The sequence below is a fragment of the Oryzihumus sp. JJN4-3R genome (assembly GCF_057747915.1).
Genome location: NZ_CM173229.1, coordinates 1,690,026 through 1,709,799, shown reverse-complemented (window position 1 = coordinate 1,709,799; position 19,774 = coordinate 1,690,026). Strand labels below are relative to the sequence as shown.

Annotated in this window: 15 protein-coding genes; all 15 read left to right on the top strand. The window is 68.3% G+C overall.

The window, feature by feature from the left end; all coding sequences use genetic code 11:
- The first annotated feature begins 7 nt into the window (after positions 1 to 7).
- The 15 genes from AC3ANM_RS07825 (at position 8) to rplW (ending at position 19,751) form a co-directional block, all read left to right on the top strand.
- Entirely contained in the window at positions 8 to 1,249 is a 1,242-nt protein-coding gene (locus tag AC3ANM_RS07825) for an MCE family protein (RefSeq protein WP_488287572.1), read from the top strand.
- Complete coding sequence (locus AC3ANM_RS07820; RefSeq protein WP_488287571.1) at positions 1,246 to 2,523, top strand: MCE family protein; 1,278 nt, start codon at positions 1,246 to 1,248, stop codon at positions 2,521 to 2,523. The genes AC3ANM_RS07825 and AC3ANM_RS07820 overlap by 4 nt, the downstream gene beginning before the upstream one ends.
- The gene (locus AC3ANM_RS07815; protein ID WP_488287570.1) at positions 2,496 to 3,047 is read left to right on the top strand and encodes a hypothetical protein; all 552 of its coding nucleotides are present in this window, start codon (positions 2,496 to 2,498) and stop codon (positions 3,045 to 3,047) included. Before AC3ANM_RS07820 ends, AC3ANM_RS07815 begins: the two co-directional genes overlap by 28 nt.
- Positions 3,031 to 3,807: a hypothetical protein gene (locus tag AC3ANM_RS07810; protein ID WP_488287569.1), complete on the top strand. Its 777-nt coding sequence runs from the start codon at positions 3,031 to 3,033 to the stop codon at positions 3,805 to 3,807. Before AC3ANM_RS07815 ends, AC3ANM_RS07810 begins: the two co-directional genes overlap by 17 nt.
- Before the next feature lie 263 nt (positions 3,808 to 4,070).
- Positions 4,071 to 7,556 carry a DNA-directed RNA polymerase subunit beta gene (rpoB, locus tag AC3ANM_RS07805; RefSeq protein ID WP_488287568.1) on the top strand — a complete coding sequence of 1,162 codons (3,486 nt, stop codon included), beginning with the start codon at positions 4,071 to 4,073 and terminating at the stop codon, positions 7,554 to 7,556.
- Between the two features lie 146 nt (positions 7,557 to 7,702).
- Complete coding sequence (locus AC3ANM_RS07800) at positions 7,703 to 11,590, top strand: DNA-directed RNA polymerase subunit beta' (protein WP_488287567.1); 3,888 nt, start codon at positions 7,703 to 7,705, stop codon at positions 11,588 to 11,590.
- A 212-nt stretch (positions 11,591 to 11,802) separates the two neighbouring features.
- Positions 11,803 to 12,201 (top strand): PadR family transcriptional regulator, encoded by a 399-nt coding sequence (locus AC3ANM_RS07795; protein WP_488287566.1) that lies wholly within the window; start codon positions 11,803 to 11,805, stop codon positions 12,199 to 12,201.
- A gap of 428 nt (positions 12,202 to 12,629) precedes the next feature.
- Positions 12,630 to 13,004 carry a 30S ribosomal protein S12 gene (gene rpsL / locus AC3ANM_RS07790; RefSeq protein WP_488287565.1) on the top strand — a complete coding sequence of 125 codons (375 nt, stop codon included), beginning with the start codon at positions 12,630 to 12,632 and terminating at the stop codon, positions 13,002 to 13,004.
- Positions 13,004 to 13,474, top strand: a complete 471-nt coding sequence (gene rpsG / locus AC3ANM_RS07785) for a 30S ribosomal protein S7 (protein ID WP_141789358.1) — start codon at positions 13,004 to 13,006, stop codon at positions 13,472 to 13,474. Before rpsL ends, rpsG begins: the two co-directional genes overlap by 1 nt.
- Positions 13,475 to 13,595: 121 nt before the next feature.
- Entirely contained in the window at positions 13,596 to 15,698 is a 2,103-nt protein-coding gene (gene fusA / locus AC3ANM_RS07780; RefSeq protein WP_488287564.1) for an elongation factor G, read from the top strand.
- A 97-nt stretch (positions 15,699 to 15,795) separates the two neighbouring features.
- The gene (gene tuf, locus AC3ANM_RS07775) at positions 15,796 to 16,989 is read left to right on the top strand and encodes an elongation factor Tu (protein WP_488287563.1); all 1,194 of its coding nucleotides are present in this window, start codon (positions 15,796 to 15,798) and stop codon (positions 16,987 to 16,989) included.
- A 726-nt stretch (positions 16,990 to 17,715) separates the two neighbouring features.
- The gene (rpsJ, locus tag AC3ANM_RS07770) at positions 17,716 to 18,024 is read left to right on the top strand and encodes a 30S ribosomal protein S10 (protein WP_009775966.1); all 309 of its coding nucleotides are present in this window, start codon (positions 17,716 to 17,718) and stop codon (positions 18,022 to 18,024) included.
- Between the two features lie 10 nt (positions 18,025 to 18,034).
- The gene (rplC, locus tag AC3ANM_RS07765; protein WP_488287562.1) at positions 18,035 to 18,691 is read left to right on the top strand and encodes a 50S ribosomal protein L3; all 657 of its coding nucleotides are present in this window, start codon (positions 18,035 to 18,037) and stop codon (positions 18,689 to 18,691) included.
- A gap of 5 nt (positions 18,692 to 18,696) precedes the next feature.
- Positions 18,697 to 19,452 carry a 50S ribosomal protein L4 gene (gene rplD, locus AC3ANM_RS07760; protein WP_488287561.1) on the top strand — a complete coding sequence of 252 codons (756 nt, stop codon included), beginning with the start codon at positions 18,697 to 18,699 and terminating at the stop codon, positions 19,450 to 19,452.
- Positions 19,449 to 19,751, top strand: a complete 303-nt coding sequence (rplW, locus tag AC3ANM_RS07755; RefSeq protein WP_488287560.1) for a 50S ribosomal protein L23 — start codon at positions 19,449 to 19,451, stop codon at positions 19,749 to 19,751. Before rplD ends, rplW begins: the two co-directional genes overlap by 4 nt.
- Positions 19,752 to 19,774 lie beyond the last annotated feature (23 nt).

Here is a 19,774-nt window from a genome sequence, read left to right as displayed (position 1 = left end):
AGACCGTATGCCGTGGCGCGCGGCTGCGCGCCTGGCCCGCACCGGGGTGGCCCTGCTCGCGGTCGGCTCGCTGGCCGCCTGTCAGGGCGCCTACGACCTGCCGCTGCCCGGTGGCGCCGCCCGCGGCGGCGACGTCTACCACGTCACGGCCGAGTTCGCCGACGTCCTCGACCTGGTCCCGCAGTCCGCGGTCAAGGTCAACGAGGTGACGGTCGGCGCGGTCGAGAAGGTCGAGCTCAACGGGTGGACCGCCCGTGTGACGCTGCGCCTGCCGAGGTCGGTCAAGCTGCCCGACAACGCCGTGGCCGAGCTGCACCAGACCTCGCTGCTGGGCGAGAAGTACGTCTCGCTGGCCCCGCCGTCGGACACCACCCCGGTGGGTTCGCTCTCGGACGGCGACAACATCCCCCTCGGCCGCACGGGGCGCAACCCCGAGGTCGAGGAGGTCCTCAGCGCCATGTCCCTCCTGCTCAACGGCGGCGGCGTGGCCCAGCTGAAGATCATCGAGACCGAGCTGAACAAGGCGATGAACGGCAACGAGGGGCAGATCCGCGACGTCGTCACCCAGCTCGACACCTTCGTCAGCGGCCTGGACAAGCAGAAGTCCGAGATCATCCGGGCGATCGAGGGGATCGACCGGCTCTCGGCGCGGCTGGCGGCCCGCAAGGACGACCTCGCCAGGGCCGTCGAGACCCTGCCCCGGGGCCTGAAGGTCCTGGCCGACCAGCGCAAGCAGCTGACCACGATGCTGGAGTCCCTGAGCCGCCTCGGCGCGGTGGGCACCAGGGTCATCAACGCCTCGCAGGACGACACCGTCGCCAACCTCAAGGCGCTCAGCCCCGTGCTGTCCCAGCTCAACAAGGCCGGTGACGACCTGCCCAAGTCGCTCCAGCTGCTGCTGACCTACCCGTTCCCGGACGAGGCGGTCAACACCATGCGCGGCGACTACACCAATCTCTACGCGACGGCTGACCTCAACCTCAAGGGCATCTCGGGCAACCTCGGGCTGCCGAAGGTGCCACTGCCCGGTGGAGGCCCCTCGGTGCCGAAGCTGCCGCTGCCGTCGGTGCCGAAGGTCCCGGTCCCGTCGCTGTCCCTGCCGTTGCCCGGCTCCAGCCCGGGGACGCCGTCGCCCAGCTCGAGCTCCTCGTCCTGCTCGCTCCTGCTCTGCCTGGGGGCCGGCCAGGGCGCGACGGCCTCGGACGAGCCCTCGTGGCTGACGCTGTTCCAGACCGGAGGTGCGGCGTGATCCGGCGCTCGACCAAGATCCAGCTGGCGGTCTTCGCCGCCATCACGCTGGTGACCGTGTCCATCCTGTCGGCCCGCTTCGTCGGGCTCACCGACAAGCTGATGGGCGGCAGCTACCTCGTCTCGGCCGACTTCGCCGACTCCGGTGGCATCTTCACCGGAGCGGAGGTCACCTACCGCGGGGTCACCGTCGGCAAGGTCGAGAAGCTGCGCCTGACCAAGGACGGGGTGCTGGTCGACATGCGCCTCGACCGTGGCACGGAGGTCCCCAAGGACACCCTGGCCGTGGTCGAGAACCGCTCCGCCGTCGGTGAGCAGTACCTCGACCTCCAGCCGCGCCACACCGGTGGGCCCTACCTCGACGCCGGCGCCGTGGTCCCGCGCACCGACACGCGCACGCCGCTGCGGGTCGACAACCTGCTGCTCCACCTGGACAACACGGTGAAGTCGGTGGACCGCAAGCAGCTCGCCACCGTCGTCGACGAGCTCGGCACGGCGTTCGGCGGCAGCGGGGCCGACCTGCAGCGGCTGCTCGACTCCGGTGACGCGCTCACCCGCTCAGCCACCCGCGCGCTGCCCGAGACCAAGAAGCTGATCGACGACGGCCGGATCGTGCTGGACACCCAGAAGGCCAGCTCCGGGGACATCAAGGACTTCATCGGCAACTTCGCCGACCTGTCCGACACGCTGCGCACCAGCGACCCGGACCTGCGCCTCGTCCTGGACCGCGGCGTCGTCGCCTCCAGGGAGCTCGACGGCCTGATCAAGGACAACCAGACGCCCCTGGCGACGCTGCTGTCCAACTTCGTCACGATCGGCCAGGTCACGACGTCCCGGATCGACGGCATCCAGCAGATGCTGGTCACCTACCCGGACGTGGTCGCCGGCGGCTACACCGTCGTCCCCGGTGACGGCACCGCGCACTTCGGCCTCGTCCTCAACGCGGACAACCCCCCGGGGTGCACCCAGGGCTATGGCGGCACCCACCGGATCGGCCCGGACCAGACGACCAACCTGCCCCCGCTGAACACCGGCGCACGGTGCACCCTGCCGCGGGGCTCGGCCTCCCTGGTCCGCGGCGCGCAGAACGCACCGTCGCCCTCGAGCGCCTCCGGGTCCTCCTACCCGATGGCCTACGACGGGCTCCCGGTGCCGCTCGGCAACGCCTCGATGATGAAGCAGAGTGACCTTCCCAACGTGGCCTCCCCCTTGCCGCCGGCCGGTGCCGGTGGGGTAGACACGTGGCTGTGGATGATGCAGAGCGCAGCGCGATGACCCCCTCGCTTCCCGGCCGCGCCCGGGTGGCGCGGGTCTCCTCGGCGTCGCCCCGCGTGCTCGCGGCGGTGGCGGCGGTCATCCTGCTGCTCGCCGGGGCCGTCGGCTGGTTCGAGGGCCGGGGCTACTTCACCGAGCAGGCCCAGGAGGACTCCTCCGCCGCGGCACTTGCCGCGGGACGGCAGCTCGCGGTGAACTTCGTGACGATGGACTACCGGCACTTCGACGACTACGGCAAGCAGGTGCTCTCCGGGGCCGGGGGCTCCTTCCGGTCCGACTACTCCGCCCGGCTGAACGACCTGCGCAAGGTCGTCGTGGACAACAAGACCGTCTCCTCGGTGCGGCAGGCCGAGGCCGCCGTGGTGTCGGCCGACTCGGACTCGGCCCGGGTCATCGTCGGCGTCGTCGCCCCCACGAGCAACGCCTCGACACCCCAGCCCGTGGACAAGACCTACCGGTTGCGGCTCGACCTCGAGCGCAGCGGCTCCTCCTGGAAGGTGATCAACCTTGACTTCGTCGGCTAACCGACCGACCCGGCGCAAGGTCGCCGGCGAGCGGGGCCGGCAGCGCAGCACCGCCCCCACCCGCGAGGAGGTCGTCCTTCCGGCCGGTGCTCCCGCGCGCACGGCGGCCACCCCGGCCAGTCCTGCCACCTCCGCCGCGACCCCCACGACCTCCTCGGACACACCCGTCGCTGCCGCCTCGCCGTCCACGCCGGCCCCCGACCCGTCGCCGGCTCGCGCCCGGGTGATCCCGCCCCGGGACGCAGCCCCGGTCAAGGAGACGGACCGTCGGCCGGCGCCGGGCTGGGCCCGTCCTGCCGCCTGGGGTGCCCTGGCTCTGGCCCTCGTCGCCCTGGTCGTCTCCCTGCTGCTGTGGGTGGAGGCCGGGCGCGCCGCCGACCGCAGCAACGGCACCCGCGCGGCCACCTCGGCCGCCCGCACCGCGGTCGAGTCGATGCTCAGCTACGACTACAAGACCTTCGACGAGCACACCAAGGCGGTCGACGCGCTGCTCACCGGCTCCTTCCGGGCCGAGTTCGACAAGGGCACCACCGAGAGCGTCAAGCCCCTCGCGGTCCAGAACCAGGCGGTCGTCCAGGCGCGGGCCGGCGAGGTCGGCGTGATGAGCGCGAGCGACAACACGGTGCGCGTGCTGGCCTTCGTCAACCAGTCGACCACCTCGGCCAAGCTGGACCGGCCGCAGGTCGACCAGAACCGCGTGATCCTCACGATGACCAAGGTGGAGGGCCGCTGGCTCGTCTCCAAGGTCGAGGCCTTCTGAGGGCAGGGGAGCAGATTCCCGCCCATTCATCTTGACGCCGGGGTCGCCGACCGCCATTCTCGGTGCACGCCATGCCGCTGTTGAGTCGGGCTCCGGTGGCGGGTTGGTCATTGCGCCTTCTTGCAGGTATGCTGTCGCTTTGCGCTGCCTTGTGTCTCGACCCGTCTCCTCCGCCGCAGCTTGCGCTGTGACACCGGCTGAGTGGATCCGGGGCCAAGGGTGTGCGCTGACTTCACATCAGAAGGCCCGTGGAAGGACCATCCTTGGCTGCCTCGCGCAACGCGACCCAGACTGTGTCCACTGCTCGTACGGCTTCCGGCCGTCTCTCTTTCGCGAAGATCCGCGAACCCCTGGAAGTTCCTGACCTACTCGCCCTCCAGACGGAGAGCTTCGACTGGCTGCTCGGCAACGAGCGCTGGCAGGCTCGGGTGGCGCAGGCCAAGGCTTCCAGCAGGGGAGACGTCCCGGACAAGTCCGGGCTCGAAGAGATCTTCGAGGAGATCTCGCCCATCGAAGACTTCTCCGGCTCCATGTCGTTGAGCTTCCGCGACCACCGCTTCGAGGAGCAGAAGTACTCCATCGAGGAGTGCAAGGAGCGGGACATGACCTACTCCGCGCCGCTCTTCGTGACCGCGGAGTTCATGAACACCACCACTGGCGAGATCAAGAGCCAGACGGTCTTCATGGGTGACTTCCCGCTCATGACCGAGCGCGGCACGTTCGTCATCAACGGCACCGAGCGCGTCGTCGTCTCCCAGCTGGTCCGCAGCCCGGGCGTCTACTTCGAGCGCACCCCCGACAAGACCTCCGACAAGGACGTCTACACCGCCAAGGTCATCCCCAGCCGGGGTGCGTGGCTGGAGTTCGAGATCGACAAGCGCGACATGGTGGGCGTGCGCGTCGACCGCAAGCGCAAGCAGTCCGTGACCGTGCTGCTCAAGGCCCTTGGCTGGACCGAGGCCCAGATCCTCGAGGAGTTCGGCGACTTCGAGTCGATGCGCCAGACCCTGGAGAAGGACCACACGGCCGGCCAGGACGACGCGCTGCTCGACATCTACCGCAAGCTGCGCCCGGGTGAGCCCCCGACGCGTGAGGCTGCCCAGACGCTTCTGGACAACCTCTACTTCAACCCCAAGCGCTACGACCTGGCCAAGGTCGGTCGCTACAAGATCAACAAGAAGCTCGGTCTCGAGGAGCCGCTCGACGCCTCGGTGCTGTCCATCGAGGACATCGTCGCGACGATCAAGTTCCTCGTCACCCTCCACGCCGGCAACGCGACCATGAAGGGTCACCGCGACGGCAAGGAGGTCGACCTGCGCGTCGAGGTCGACGACATCGACCACTTCGGCAACCGCCGCCTGCGCAACGTCGGCGAGCTCATCCAGAACCAGGTCCGCACCGGCCTGTCCCGCATGGAGCGCGTCGTCCGCGAGCGCATGACCACGCAGGACGTCGAGGCCATCACGCCGCAGACCCTGATCAACATCCGGCCGGTCGTCGCCTCCATCAAGGAGTTCTTCGGCACCAGCCAGCTGTCGCAGTTCATGGACCAGAACAACCCGCTCGCGGGCCTGACCCACAAGCGCCGCCTGTCGGCGCTGGGCCCCGGTGGTCTGTCCCGTGACCGCGCCGGCTTCGAGGTCCGCGACGTCCACTCCTCGCACTACGGCCGCATGTGCCCGATCGAGACCCCTGAAGGCCCGAACATCGGTCTGATCGGCTCGCTCGGCACCTACGGGCGGATCAACGCGTTCGGCTTCGTCGAGACCCCCTACCGCAAGGTCATCAAGGGCCAGGTCACCGACGACGTCGACTACCTGACCGCCGACGAGGAGGACGAGCACGTCATCGCCCAGGCCAACGCGCCGATCACGGCGGACGGCCACTTCTCCGAGGACCGCGTCCTGGTCCGCACCAAGGGTGGTGAGGTCGAGTTCGTCCCCGGCGACGAGGTCGACTACATGGACGTCTCGGCCCGCCAGATGGTGTCGGCTGCGACCGCGCTGATCCCGTTCCTCGAGCACGACGACGCCAACCGCGCGCTCATGGGCTCCAACATGATGCGTCAGGCCGTGCCGCTGGTCCGCTCCGAGGCGCCGCTCGTCGGCACCGGCATGGAGTTCCGCGCCGCGCTGGACTCCGGTGACGTCGTCCGCGCCGAGAAGGCCGGTGTCGTCCAGGAGGTCTCCGCCGACACGGTCACCGTGGCCAACGACGACGGCACCTACCAGACCTACCGGGTCGCCAAGTTCACCCGCTCCAACCAGGGCACGAGCTACAACCAGCGTGTCGTGGTCGACGAGGGTGCGCGCCTCGAGGCCGGTGGCGTCATCGCCGACGGTCCCGCGACCGACGGTGGCGAGATGGCGCTGGGCAAGAACCTCCTCGTGGCGTTCATGCCGTGGGAGGGCCACAACTACGAGGACGCGATCATCCTCTCCCAGCGTCTGGTGCAGGACGACGTCCTCTCCTCGATCCACATCGAGGAGCACGAGGTCGACGCCCGCGACACCAAGCTGGGCCCGGAGGAGATCACCCGGGACATCCCGAACGTCTCCGAGGAGGTCCTCGCCGACCTCGACGAGCGCGGCATCATCCGCATCGGTGCCGAGGTCCGCGACGGCGACCTGCTGGTCGGCAAGGTCACGCCCAAGGGTGAGACCGAGCTGACCCCGGAGGAGCGCCTGCTGCGCGCCATCTTCGGCGAGAAGGCCCGCGAGGTCCGCGACACCTCCCTGAAGGTCCCCCACGGCGAGACCGGCACGGTCATCGGCGTGAAGGTCTTCGACAAGGAGGAGGGCGACGACCTTCCCCCGGGTGTCAACCAGCTCGTCCGCGTCTACGTGGCCAACAAGCGCAAGATCACCGACGGTGACAAGCTTGCCGGCCGCCACGGCAACAAGGGCGTCATCTCCAAGATCCTGCCGATCGAGGACATGCCGTTCCTCGAGGACGGCACGCCGGTGGACATCGTGCTCAACCCGCTCGGTGTCCCGGGCCGCATGAACGTCGGCCAGATCCTGGAGATCCACCTCGGCTGGGCCGCCTCCCGCGGCTGGAACATCGAGGGCCAGCCCGACTGGGCCAGCATGATCCCCGAGGACGCGCGGTCGGCCGAGCCCGGCACCCGCGTCGCCTCCCCGGTGTTCGACGGTGCGCGCGAGGAGGAGATCACGGGTCTGCTCGACTCGACCTCCACGACGCGCGACGGCCAGCGCCTCATCGGCGGCTCCGGCAAGGCGCGGCTGTTCGACGGCCGCTCCGGCGAGCCGTTCCCGGACCCGGTGTCCGTGGGCTACATGTACATCCTGAAGCTCCACCACCTGGTGGACGACAAGATCCACGCCCGCTCCACCGGCCCGTACTCGATGATCACCCAGCAGCCGCTCGGCGGTAAGGCCCAGTTCGGTGGCCAGCGCTTCGGTGAGATGGAGGTGTGGGCCCTCGAGGCCTACGGCGCCGCCTACGCCCTGCAGGAGCTCCTGACGATCAAGTCCGACGACGTGCTCGGTCGCGTCAAGGTCTACGAGGCGATCGTCAAGGGCGAGAACATCCCCGAGCCCGGCATCCCCGAGTCCTTCAAGGTCCTCATCAAGGAGATGCAGTCGCTGTGCCTCAACGTCGAGGTCCTCAGCAGCGACGGCACCTCGATCGAGATGAAGGACGCCGACGAGGACGTCTTCCGCGCGGCGGAGGAGCTCGGCATCGACCTGAGCCGGCGCGAGCCGAGCAGCGTCGAAGAGGTCTGACGGTTTGACCGGTATGCCGTGTCGTCGCCTCCCGGGGGCATCCCCCGGGAGGCAGGCACGCGGCATACCGGCCGGCCACCAGCCAGATCACTTTCCGATCAGAACCGATCAGACCGCTTAAGTTTCAGAGCGAGAGAAGGACACACGTGCTCGACGTCAACTTCTTCGACGAGTTGCGCATTGGCCTGGCCACGGCGGAGGACATCCGCCAGTGGAGCCATGGCGAGGTGAAGAAGCCCGAGACCATCAACTACCGGACGCTCAAGCCGGAGAAGGACGGTCTCTTCTGCGAGAAGATCTTCGGTCCCACCCGGGACTGGGAGTGCTACTGCGGCAAGTACAAGCGGGTCCGCTTCAAGGGCATCATCTGTGAGCGCTGCGGCGTCGAGGTGACCCGCGCCAAGGTGCGCCGTGAGCGGATGGGCCACATCGAGCTCGCCGCCCCGGTCACCCACATCTGGTACTTCAAGGGCGTGCCCAGCCGCCTGGGCTACCTGCTCGACCTGGCCCCGAAGGACCTCGAGAAGGTCATCTACTTCGCGGCCTACATGATCACCTCGGTCGACACCGAGGCGCGTCACCGCGACCTGCCCTCGCTCGAGGCGCAGATCGAGGTCGAGAAGAAGGAGCACGTCAACCGTCGCGACGCCGACATCGACGCCCGCGCCAAGAAGCTCGAGACCGACCTGGCCGAGCTCGAGGCCGAGGGTGCCAAGGCCGACGTGCGCCGCAAGGTGCGCGAGAGCGCCGAGCGCGAGATGACGCAGATCCGCAAGCGCGCGGACCAGCAGATCGAGCGCCTCGAGCAGGTCTGGGACCGCTTCAAGAACCTCAAGGTCCAGGACCTCGAGGGCGATGAGGTCCTCTACCGCGAGATGCGTGACCGCTTCGGCCTGTACTTCGAGGGCGGCATGGGTGCCGCGGCCATCCAGAAGCGTCTGGAGACCTTCGACCTCGAGGCCGAGGCCGAGCTGCTGCGCGAGATCATCGCGACCGGCAAGGGCCAGAAGAAGACCCGCGCCCTCAAGCGCCTCAAGGTCGTCACGGCGTTCCAGACCACCAGCAACAAGCCCATGGGCATGGTGCTGGACTGCGTCCCGGTCATCCCGCCGGACCTGCGCCCGATGGTCCAGCTCGACGGTGGCCGCTTCGCCACCTCCGACCTGAACGACCTCTACCGCCGCGTGATCAACCGCAACAACCGGCTCAAGCGTCTGCTCGACCTCGGTGCGCCGGAGATCATCGTCAACAACGAGAAGCGGATGCTCCAGGAGGCCGTGGACTCGCTGTTCGACAACGGCCGTCGTGGTCGCCCGGTGACGGGCCCCGGCAACCGTCCGCTGAAGTCCCTGTCCGACATGCTCAAGGGCAAGCAGGGTCGCTTCCGTCAGAACCTCCTCGGCAAGCGCGTCGACTACTCCGGCCGTTCGGTCATCGTCGTCGGCCCGCAGCTGAAGCTGCACCAGTGCGGCCTGCCCAAGCAGATGGCGCTGGAGCTGTTCAAGCCGTTCGTGATGAAGCGCCTGGTCGACCTCGACCACGCCCAGAACATCAAGTCGGCCAAGCGCATGGTCGAGCGCGCCCGCCCCGTGGTGTGGGACGTCCTCGAAGAGGTCATCACCGAGCACCCGGTGCTGCTCAACCGTGCGCCCACGCTGCACCGCCTCGGCATCCAGGCCTTCGAGCCGCAGCTGGTCGAGGGCAAGGCCATCCAGATCCACCCGCTCGTCTGCTCGGCCTTCAACGCCGACTTCGACGGTGACCAGATGGCCGTGCACGTGCCGCTGTCCGCCGAGGCCCAGGCCGAGGCGCGCATCCTGATGCTCTCGAGCAACAACATCCTCAAGCCGGCCGACGGCCGTCCGGTGACCATGCCCACCCAGGACATGATCATCGGCCTGTTCCACCTCACCACCGAGGTGGAGGACGGCAAGGGCGCCGGTCGCGCGTTCTCCTCCGTCTCCGAGGCCCGGATGGCGTTCGACGCCGGCGAGCTCGAGCTGGGCTCGCGGGTCAAGATCCGGATGATCGACGTGGTCCCGCCGCTGGGCACCGAGCTGCCCGAGGGTGTCGAGGCCAAGGAGGACGGCACCGTCCCGTCCCTGACCGTCGAGTCCACGCTGGGTCGTGCGCTGTTCAACGACACGCTGCCGGTGGACTACCCCTTCGTCGACGCCCCCGTCGACAAGAAGGCCCTGTCGACCATCGTCAACGACCTCGCCGAGCGCTACTCCAAGGTGCAGGTCGCGGCGTCGCTGGACGCCCTGAAGGAGACCGGTTTCCACTGGGCCACCCGCTCGGGCACGACCGTGTCGATCTCCGACGTGGTCACCCCGCCGCGCAAGGTCGAGATCCTCGAGGGCTACGAGGCCAAGGCCGCCAAGGTGCAGACGCAGTACGAGCGCGGTCTGATCACCGACGACGAGCGTCGCCAGGAGCTCATCGAGATCTGGACCCAGGCCACCAACGAGGTCGCGAAGGAGATGGAGGGCAACCTCCCCAAGACCAACCCGATCTTCCGGATGGTCTCCTCCGGTGCCCGTGGTAACTGGATGCAGCTGCGGCAGATCGCCGGTATGCGTGGTCTGGTGTCCAACCCCAAGGGTGACATCATCCCGCGTCCCATCAAGGCGAACTTCCGTGAGGGCCTGTCCGTGCTGGAGTTCTTCATCTCCACGCACGGTGCCCGTAAGGGTCTGGCCGACACCGCCCTGCGCACCGCCGACTCGGGTTACCTGACCCGTCGTCTGGTGGACGTCAGCCAGGACGTCATCATCCGCGAGGACGACTGCGGCACCGACCGTGGCCTGACCATGCCGATCGCGGTCAAGGGCACCGACGGCACCCTTCGCGAGCACGAGGACGTCGAGACCAGCGTCTACGCCCGCACCCTGGCCGAGGACGTCGTGCACGAGGGGGAGACCCTCGCGCTCGCCGGCATCGACCTCGGTGACGTGGTGATCGACGCCCTCATCGCCAGCGGCGTCGAGGAGGTCAAGGTCCGCTCGGTCCTGACCTGCGACTCCAAGGTGGGCACCTGCGCTCGCTGCTACGGCCGCTCGCTGGCCACCGGCAAGCTGGTCGACATCGGCGAGGCCGTCGGCATCATCGCCGCCCAGTCGATCGGTGAGCCCGGCACCCAGCTGACGATGCGTACCTTCCACACCGGTGGTGTGGCCGGTGACGACATCACCCAGGGTCTGCCGCGTGTCGTCGAGCTCTTCGAGGCCCGCACCCCCAAGGGTGTGGCCCCGATCGCCGAGGCCACCGGCCGGGTCCGCGTCGAGGACACCGACAAGACCCGTCGCATCGTCCTCGTGCCGGACGACGGCTCCGAGGAGCACGCCTACCCGGTCAGCAAGCGCTCGCGCCTGCTGGTTGCGGACGGCGACCACGTCGGGGTCGGCACCAAGCTGGTCCAGGGTGCCATCGACCCCAAGCAGGTCCTGCGCATCCTCGGTCCGCGCGCGGTGCAGATGCACCTGGTGGACGAGGTTCAGGCGGTCTACCGCCAGCAGGGTGTGTCGATCCACGACAAGCACATCGAGGTCATCGTGCGGCAGATGCTGCGCCGCGTGACGATCATCGAGGCCGGCGACGCCGACCTGCTCCCGGGCGAGCTCGCCGAGCGTGGTCGCTTCGAGACCGAGAACCGTCGGGTCCTGTCCGAGGGCGGCAAGACGGCCTCCGGTCGTCCCGAGCTCATGGGCATCACCAAGGCCTCGCTGGCCACGGAGTCCTGGCTCTCGGCGGCGTCCTTCCAGGAGACGACGCGGGTCCTCACGGACGCGGCCATCCAGGCCAAGTCCGACCCGCTGCTCGGCCTCAAGGAGAACGTCATCCTCGGTAAGCTGATCCCCGCCGGGACCGGCCTGCCCCGCTACCGCAACATCAAGGTGGAGCCGACCGAGGAGGCCAAGGCGGCGATGTACGCCATGCCGAGCTACGAGCAGTTCGACTACCCGGTCTTCGGGCCGGGCTCGGGCGAGGCCGTGCGGCTGGACGACGCGACGCTGGGCTTCGACCGCGACTGATCGCGCGCGATACCGCTGAAGGGAACGGGACGGACCGCAGGGTCCGTCCCGTTCCTTTTGTGCTTCCCGTGCGTGCCGTCCCGCACCGCCCGGCAGGTATGCCGGCCGGGCGCCGTCGCGGGATGGGTCGCCACGGAGGCTCGATGGGAGGCTCGATGGGTGGCGCACCGACCCGTGCAGCGGCGCCATCTAGTGTGTGGGACGATCTAGTGGTGGCGACAGCGCAGGCTCCGGCGGATCGGCAGGCACAGTGGTTGCGGGGCGTGCTCGACCTGGCGGTCCTCGCCCGGCTCGCGACGGGCGGCAGCAGCTACGGCTACGCGGTGATGCGCTCCCTCGACGAGGCGGGCATCCACGGGCTCAAGGGCGGCACGGTCTACCCGCTGCTGGCCCGGCTCGAGCAGGACGGCCTGGTCACCAGCGCCTGGGCGGCCGGCGACGGCGGCCCGGGCCGCAAGTGGTTCACGATCACCCCGGCCGGGCTCGACGCCCTGGCGGCCGGGGCCTCGGGGTGGGCCGACTTCGCCGAGTCCGTCAGCGCCGTGCTCTCCGGCACCGGTCGCCGGGGACGGGCCGCGGCACCGGCCCGCAAGGGACGCCGGCCGGCCTGACACCGCGGCCCCCACCGGATCCCGCGCCGACTGCGGCACCGCTCCCGTCACCGGCCCTGGCGCCGGCCCCGTCGCCTGCCGGCCGCGGGCCCCGGGCCTGCGCGGGCGGCCGCGGCGGGGACGTGCTATCGGATTTGGTTGGTTTCCGGGCAGGCGGTAACCTTGAACACTGTGTCTGGGGTCTCCCGGACGCGTGAGCCTGACCAGGACCCGGTGGCCGCAGCGCCGCGGGGGAGGGGTCGGGGCTCGACCTCTCGCCGGGCAGCCCACCTCGCACCTCCCTCCAGAGGCGCGGAACGGGAAGTGCAGGGGAGAGCACCCCGCCCGACACACCCGAGCTCGGGGGTCGGGCAGGGCAACCACAAGGAGCCCGTGACGCACCTGCTGGTGTGGCGCGGGCGGACAACATGACGACGTACGGAGACTAGGTGCCTACGATCAACCAGCTGGTCCGCAAGGGCCGCGCGGACAAGGTCGGCAAGACCAAGACCCCGGCGCTGAAGGGCAGCCCCCAGCGCCGCGGCGTGTGCACGCGTGTGTACACCACCACCCCGAAGAAGCCGAACTCTGCCCTGCGCAAGGTCGCCCGTGTGCGCCTCACCAGCGGCATCGAGGTCACGGCCTACATCCCGGGCGTGGGCCACAACCTGCAGGAGCACTCCATCGTGCTCGTGCGTGGTGGCCGTGTGAAGGACCTTCCCGGTGTTCGCTACAAGATCGTGCGCGGCTCGCTCGACACCCAGGGTGTCAAGAACCGCAAGCAGGCCCGTAGCCGCTACGGCGCGAAGATGGAGAAGAAGTAATGCCTCGTAAGGGTCCCGCCCCGAAGCGTCCCCTGGTCATCGACCCCGTCTACGGCTCCCCGCTCGTGACGCAGCTGGTCAACAAGATCCTGCTGGACGGCAAGAAGTCCATCGCCGAGACCATCGTCTACGGCGCCCTCGAGGGCTGCCGTCAGAAGACCGGCACCGACCCCGTCGTCACGCTCAAGCGTGCGCTGGACAACGTCAAGCCGACCCTCGAGGTCCGCAGCCGCCGTGTCGGTGGCGCGACGTACCAGGTCCCGGTCGAGGTCCGCGCCGGCCGCTCCACCACGCTGGCCCTGCGCTGGCTGGTCGGCTACTCGCGTCAGCGTCGTGAGAAGACCATGACCGAGCGCCTCATGAACGAGATCCTCGACGCCAGCAACGGCCTCGGCGCCGCTGTCAAGCGCCGCGAGGACACGCACAAGATGGCCGAGTCCAACAAGGCCTTCGCGCACTACCGCTGGTAATCCGGATCCTTCCCGGGCTGTTCACCTGAGCAGCCCGGGGAGGACACCTGGTGGTCGGAGGCCAGAACCCGGCCCCGAGCACTGTCGAAACATCCTTCGAGACGAGACGAGACAAGAAACCGTGGCACTCGACGTCCTTACGGACCTGACCAAGGTCCGCAACATCGGCATCATGGCCCACATCGATGCCGGCAAGACGACGACGACCGAGCGGATCCTGTTCTACACAGGCATCACGTACAAGATCGGTGAGGTCCACGATGGCGCTGCCACGATGGACTGGATGGAGCAGGAGCAGGAGCGCGGCATCACGATCACGTCGGCCGCGACGACGACCTTCTGGAAGAACAACCAGATCAACATCATCGACACGCCCGGTCACGTCGACTTCACGGTCGAGGTCGAGCGGTCCCTGCGCGTCCTCGACGGCGCCGTTGCCGTCTTCGACGGCAAGGAGGGTGTCGAGCCCCAGTCCGAGACCGTGTGGCGCCAGGCGGACAAGTACCACGTCCCGCGCATCTGCTTCGTCAACAAGATGGACAAGCTCGGTGCGGACTTCTACTTCACCGTCAAGACCATCGTCGAGCGCCTCGGGGCGACTCCGCTGGTCCTGCAGCTGCCGATCGGCTCCGAGTCCGACTTCATCGGCGTCGTCGACCTGCTCTCGATGAAGGCCTTCACCTGGCGCGGCGAGACCGCCAAGGGTGAGGACTACGCGATCGAGGAGATCCCGGCCGACCTCCAGGAGAAGGCCGAGGAGTACCGCCACGAGCTCATCGAGAAGGTCGCCGAGTCCGACGAGGCGCTGCTCGAGAAGTACCTCGGTGGCGAGGAGCTGACCGTTGCCGAGCTCAAGGCCGCCATCCGCAAGATGACGATCGCCGGCGAGGTCAACCCCGTCTTCTGTGGCACCGCCTTCAAGAACAAGGGCGTCCAGCCCATGCTCGACGCGGTCGTCGACTACCTCCCGTCCCCGCTGGACGTGCCCCCGATGCAGGGCCACGCGGTGGGTGACGAGGAGACGGTCATCAGCCGTGCGCCGTCCGCCGACGAGCCGTTCTCGGCCCTGGCGTTCAAGGTCGTGAGCCACCCGTTCTTCGGTCGCCTGACCTACGTGCGCGTGTACTCGGGCAAGGTCGCCTCCGGTTCCCCCGTGGTGAACTCCACCAAGGGCAAGAAGGAGCGCGTCGGCAAGCTCTTCCAGATGCACTCCAACAAGGAGAACCCGGTCGAGAACGCGTCCGCCGGCCACATCTACGCGATGATCGGCCTGAAGGACACCACCACCGGTGACACCCTGTGCGACCCGCAGGAGCAGGTCGTCCTCGAGTCGATGACCTTCCCCGAGCCCGTGATCTCCGTGGCCATCGAGCCCAAGACCAAGGGTGACCAGGAGAAGCTCGGCACGGCGATCCAGAAGCTCGCCGAGGAGGACCCGACGTTCCAGGTCCGCCTCGACGAGGAGACCGGCCAGACCATCATCGCCGGCATGGGCGAGCTCCACCTGGACATCCTCGTGGACCGCATGCGCCGCGAGTTCAAGGTCGAGGCCAACGTCGGCAAGCCGCAGGTGGCCTACCGCGAGACCATCCGTCGCACCGTGGACAAGATCGACTACGTCCACAAGAAGCAGACCGGTGGTTCGGGTCAGTACGCCAAGGTGCAGATGGCCTTCGCGCCGCTGGACACCGCCGAGGGCGAGCTCTACGAGTTCGAGAACAAGGTCACCGGTGGCCGCATCCCGCGTGAGTACATCCCCTCCGTGGACCACGGCATCCAGGACGCCATGCAGCTCGGTGTGCTCGCCGGCTACCCGCTGGTCGGCATCAAGGCCACCCTCCTGGACGGTGCCTACCACGACGTCGACTCCTCGGAGATGGCGTTCAAGATCGCCGGTTCGATGGTGCTGAAGGAGGCCGTCCGCAAGGCCGACCCCGTGCTCCTCGAGCCGATGATGGCCGTCGAGGTGCGTACGCCCGAGGACTACATGGGCGACGTCATCGGCGACCTCAACTCCCGCCGTGGCCAGATCCAGGCCATGGAGGACATCAGCGGAGCCAAGGTCGTTCGCGCCCTTGTCCCGCTGTCGGAGATGTTCGGATACGTTGGCGACCTGCGGTCCAAGACCCAGGGTCGTGCGATGTACACGATGCAGTTCGACTCCTACGCCGAGGTTCCCCGGAACGTCGCGGAGGAGATCATCAAGAAGACCCGAGGCGAGTGACGCGGGATAGACTCCCCGTCGCGCATCACCACCCCAGACGTCGCCACGTCCTGCTTGGCCGTACGGCGTTACACATCAAGTCCTGAGGAGGACCCCAGTGGCGAAGGCGAAGTTCGAGCGGACCAAGCCGCACGTCAACATCGGCACCATCGGTCACATCGACCACGGTAAGACGACGCTGACGGCAGCGATCTCGAAGGTCCTGCACGACAAGTACCCGGACCTGAACCCCTTCACGCCGTTCGACGAGATCGACAAGGCGCCGGAGGAGAAGCAGCGCGGTATCACGATCTCGATCGCGCACATCGAGTACCAGACGGAGAAGCGTCACTACGCTCACGTCGACTGCCCCGGTCACGCTGACTACGTCAAGAACATGATCACGGGTGCGGCGCAGATGGACGGCGCGATCCTCGTGGTCGCCGCCACCGACGGCCCGATGCCGCAGACGAAGGAGCACGTCCTCCTGGCCCGCCAGGTCGGCGTCCCCTACATCGTGGTGGCGCTCAACAAGGCCGACATGGTCGACGACGAGGAGATCCTCGAGCTCGTCGAGATGGAGGTCCGTGAGCTGCTGTCGTCCTACGAGTTCCCGGGCGACGACCTGCCGGTCGTGCGTGTCTCGGCGCTGAAGGCGCTCGAGGGCGACGCCGAGTGGGGCAACAAGCTCATGGAGCTGATGGACGCGGTTGACGAGTCCATCCCGGAGCCGGAGCGTGAGGTCGACAAGCCGTTCCTCATGCCCGTCGAGGACGTCTTCACGATCACCGGTCGTGGCACCGTCGTCACCGGTCGTATCGAGCGCGGCATCCTCAAGGTCAACGAGGAGGTCGAGATCGTGGGCATCAAGGAGACCTCCTCCAAGACCACGGTCACCGGCATCGAGATGTTCCGCAAGCTCCTCGACGAGGGTCGTGCGGGCGAGAACGTCGGTCTGCTCCTGCGTGGCACCAAGCGCGAGGACGTCGAGCGCGGCCAGGTCATCGTCAAGCCGGGCTCGATCACCCCGCACACGGAGTTCGACGCCAACGTCTACATCCTGTCCAAGGATGAGGGTGGCCGTCACACGCCGTTCTACGACAACTACCGTCCGCAGTTCTACTTCCGTACGACTGACGTGACCGGCGTTGTCCACCTGCCCGAGGGCACCGAGATGGTCATGCCCGGTGACAACACCGAGATGAAGGTCGACCTGATCCAGCCCATCGCCATGGAGGAGGGTCTGCGCTTCGCCATCCGCGAGGGCGGCCGTACCGTCGGCGCGGGCCGCGTCACCAAGATCCTCAAGTGATCTGACGCGACACCAGCACCACCCAGCGGGGCCCGGACTTCGGTCCGGGCCCCGCTGTGCTTTCCGGTATGGCGGAAACGCCCGCCCGGCTGGCTCTTCGCGGGCCGGGCGTGAGAGTGCACAAGCCCGCAGGGCTGGCTTGCGTGGGCTGGGGATGAGGGGTCTTGGCCTGCTCGCAGGCTCCCTTGATGGCCTGCGACTCCTCATCCCCAGCCCCGACCGATCCGTCACCTTCCGGTCGCAAGGGCCTCGCCGGGCGGGTAGCGCCAACGCCCTCGGCCTGAGCGAGGCAGCTCCTGGTCCTGGCGCCGGAGCCGGCCGCAGCGCGGGCGGTGGCTCGCCGGGCCGTCAAGGGAGCTTGCGAGCAGGCCCAAGAGCCACTGCCTGGGCGGAGGCCCCACCGGGTCTGTCCTGTCGCCGGGGGAGCGGCATGCGCCGATTTGGTCGGATGGGTCGGGCTCTGGCACACTAGACCGGTTGCTTGACGCGCGGTGAAGGCCCATGCCTGCACCGCCACCCTTGGCGGCCACGACCTGCATGACGGGTCGACGGTACGGAGGGAAGCGCAAGCCCCGGTTCTACGGGGCCTTCGAAGGACCAGAAGTGGCGCAGCGGGTTTCCGCATGCGCCGCGGAACGCAGCGGGTGCGACACACCCGACCGCGGGGGTCGGAGGCCTACGAATCGGCCAGTTCAGCTGTACGACGAGAGAGAGTCAGACGAAGCGATGGCGGGACAGAAGATCCGCATCCGACTGAAGTCGTATGACCACGAGGTCATCGACAACTCGGCGCGCAAGATTGTCGACACGGTGACGCGGGCGGGAGCGACCGTTGTCGGTCCGGTGCCGCTGCCGACGGAGAAGAACGTCTTCGTCGTCATCCGGTCGCCGCACAAGTACAAGGACAGCCGCGAGCACTTCGAGATGCGCACGCACAAGCGTCTGATCGACATCATCGACCCGACGCCCAAGGCCGTCGACTCGCTGATGCGTCTCGACCTGCCGGCTGACGTCAACATCGAGATCAAGCTCTGAGGACGCCGACATGACCAACGCTATCCAGCGCAGCGTCAAGGGCGTGCTTGGCGAGAAGCTCGGTATGACCCAGGTTTGGGACGCCGACAACCGCCTCGTGCCCGTGACGGTGATCAAGGCCGGCCCCTGCGTCGTGACGCAGGTGCGCAACGGTGAGACCGACGGCTACGCCGCGGTCCAGATCGCCTACGGCGCGATCGACCCCCGCAAGGTCAACAAGCCCATGACGGGCCACTTCGAGAAGGCCGGCGTCACCCCGCGCCGCCACCTGGTGGAGCTCCGCACCGCGGACGCCGCTGACTACTCCCTGGGCCAGGAGCTCACGGTCGAGACGTTCGAGACCGGCCAGGAGATCGACGTCATCGGCACCACCAAGGGCAAGGGCTACGCGGGTGTCATGAAGCGTCACGGCTTCAAGGGCGTCAGCGCCTCCCACGGTGCGCACCGCAACCACCGCAAGCCCGGTTCCATCGGTGGCTGTGCGACCCCCGGCCGCGTGTTCAAGGGCATGCGCATGGCTGGTCGCATGGGCGGCGTCCGCCAGACCACCCAGAACCTCACGATCCACGCCGTGGATGCTGACAAGGGTCTGCTGCTGATCAAGGGTGCCGTTCCCGGCCCCCGCGGCGGCATCGTCCTGGTGCGCACGGCTGCCAAGGGAGCCTGATCGCCATGACGACGATTGACATCATCAGCCCCCAGGGCAAGAAGGCCGGCTCGGTCGACCTGCCCGGCGAGGTCTTCGACGTCCAGACCAACGTCCCCCTGATCCACCAGGTGGTCGTCGCTCAGCTGGCCGCTGCTCGCCAGGGCACCCACTCCACCAAGACCCGCGGCGAGGTCCGCGGTGGTGGTCGCAAGCCCTACAAGCAGAAGGGCACCGGCCGCGCCCGTCAGGGTTCGACCCGCGCCCCGCAGTTCGCCGGCGGTGGCACCGTCCACGGCCCGCAGCCGCGTGACTACGCCCAGCGGACGCCCAAGAAGATGAAGGTCGCTGCCCTGCGCGGCGCCCTGTCGGACCGCGCCCGTCACGGCCGCATCCACGTCCTGAGCGCGCTGGTCGAGGGCGACGCCCCGTCGACCAAGTCCGCCTGGTCCATCCTCGACGGTCTGTCCGAGCGCCCGAACCTCCTCGTGGTGGTCGAGCGCACCGACACGACGTCGTGGAAGAGCCTGCGCAACCTGGAGAACGTCCACGTCCTGGTCCCGGACCAGCTCAACACGTACGACGTGCTGTGCGCCGACGAGGTCGTCTTCACCGAGGGTGCGCTGAGCACCTTCCTGGCCGGCCCCGTCAAGGGCAAGGCCGCCGCCGAGGTCGAGGTCGCCGTCGAGGTCGAGGAGGCCCCCGAGGCCCCCAAGGCCAAGAAGCCGGCCAAGAAGGCTGCGGCGAAGAAGGCCGAGTCCGTTGAGGAGGACACCAAGTGAGCAACCTGGGCAAGGACCCGCGCGACATCCTGCTCGCGCCGGTCGTGTCGGAGAAGTCCTACGGGATGCTCGACGAGGGCAAGTACACCTTCGTCGTCGACCCGCGGGCCAACAAGACCGAGATCAAGATCGCGGTCGAGCGGGTCTTCGGCGTCAAGGTCGACTCGGTCAACACGCTGAACCGCCAGGGCAAGACCCGTCGCACCCGCTTCGGCATCGGCAAGCGCAAGGACACCAAGCGCGCCATCGTCACCCTGAAGGAAGGCTCGATCGACATCTTCGGGGGTCCGGTCGCCTGACCGGGTCAACGAATCGATCGAGA

Excerpts from the sequence above, each read along its gene's own strand:
- rpsJ (WP_009775966.1), top strand. The coding sequence starts at position 17,716 with ATGGCGGGACAGAAGATCCGCATCCGACTGAAGTCGTATGACCACGAG.
- AC3ANM_RS07825 (WP_488287572.1), top strand. The coding sequence starts at position 8 with ATGCCGTGGCGCGCGGCTGCGCGCCTGGCCCGCACCGGGGTGGCCCTG.
- rpsG (WP_141789358.1), top strand. The coding sequence starts at position 13,004 with ATGCCTCGTAAGGGTCCCGCCCCGAAGCGTCCCCTGGTCATCGACCCC.
- rplC (WP_488287562.1), top strand. The coding sequence starts at position 18,035 with ATGACCAACGCTATCCAGCGCAGCGTCAAGGGCGTGCTTGGCGAGAAG.
- rplD (WP_488287561.1), top strand. The coding sequence starts at position 18,697 with ATGACGACGATTGACATCATCAGCCCCCAGGGCAAGAAGGCCGGCTCG.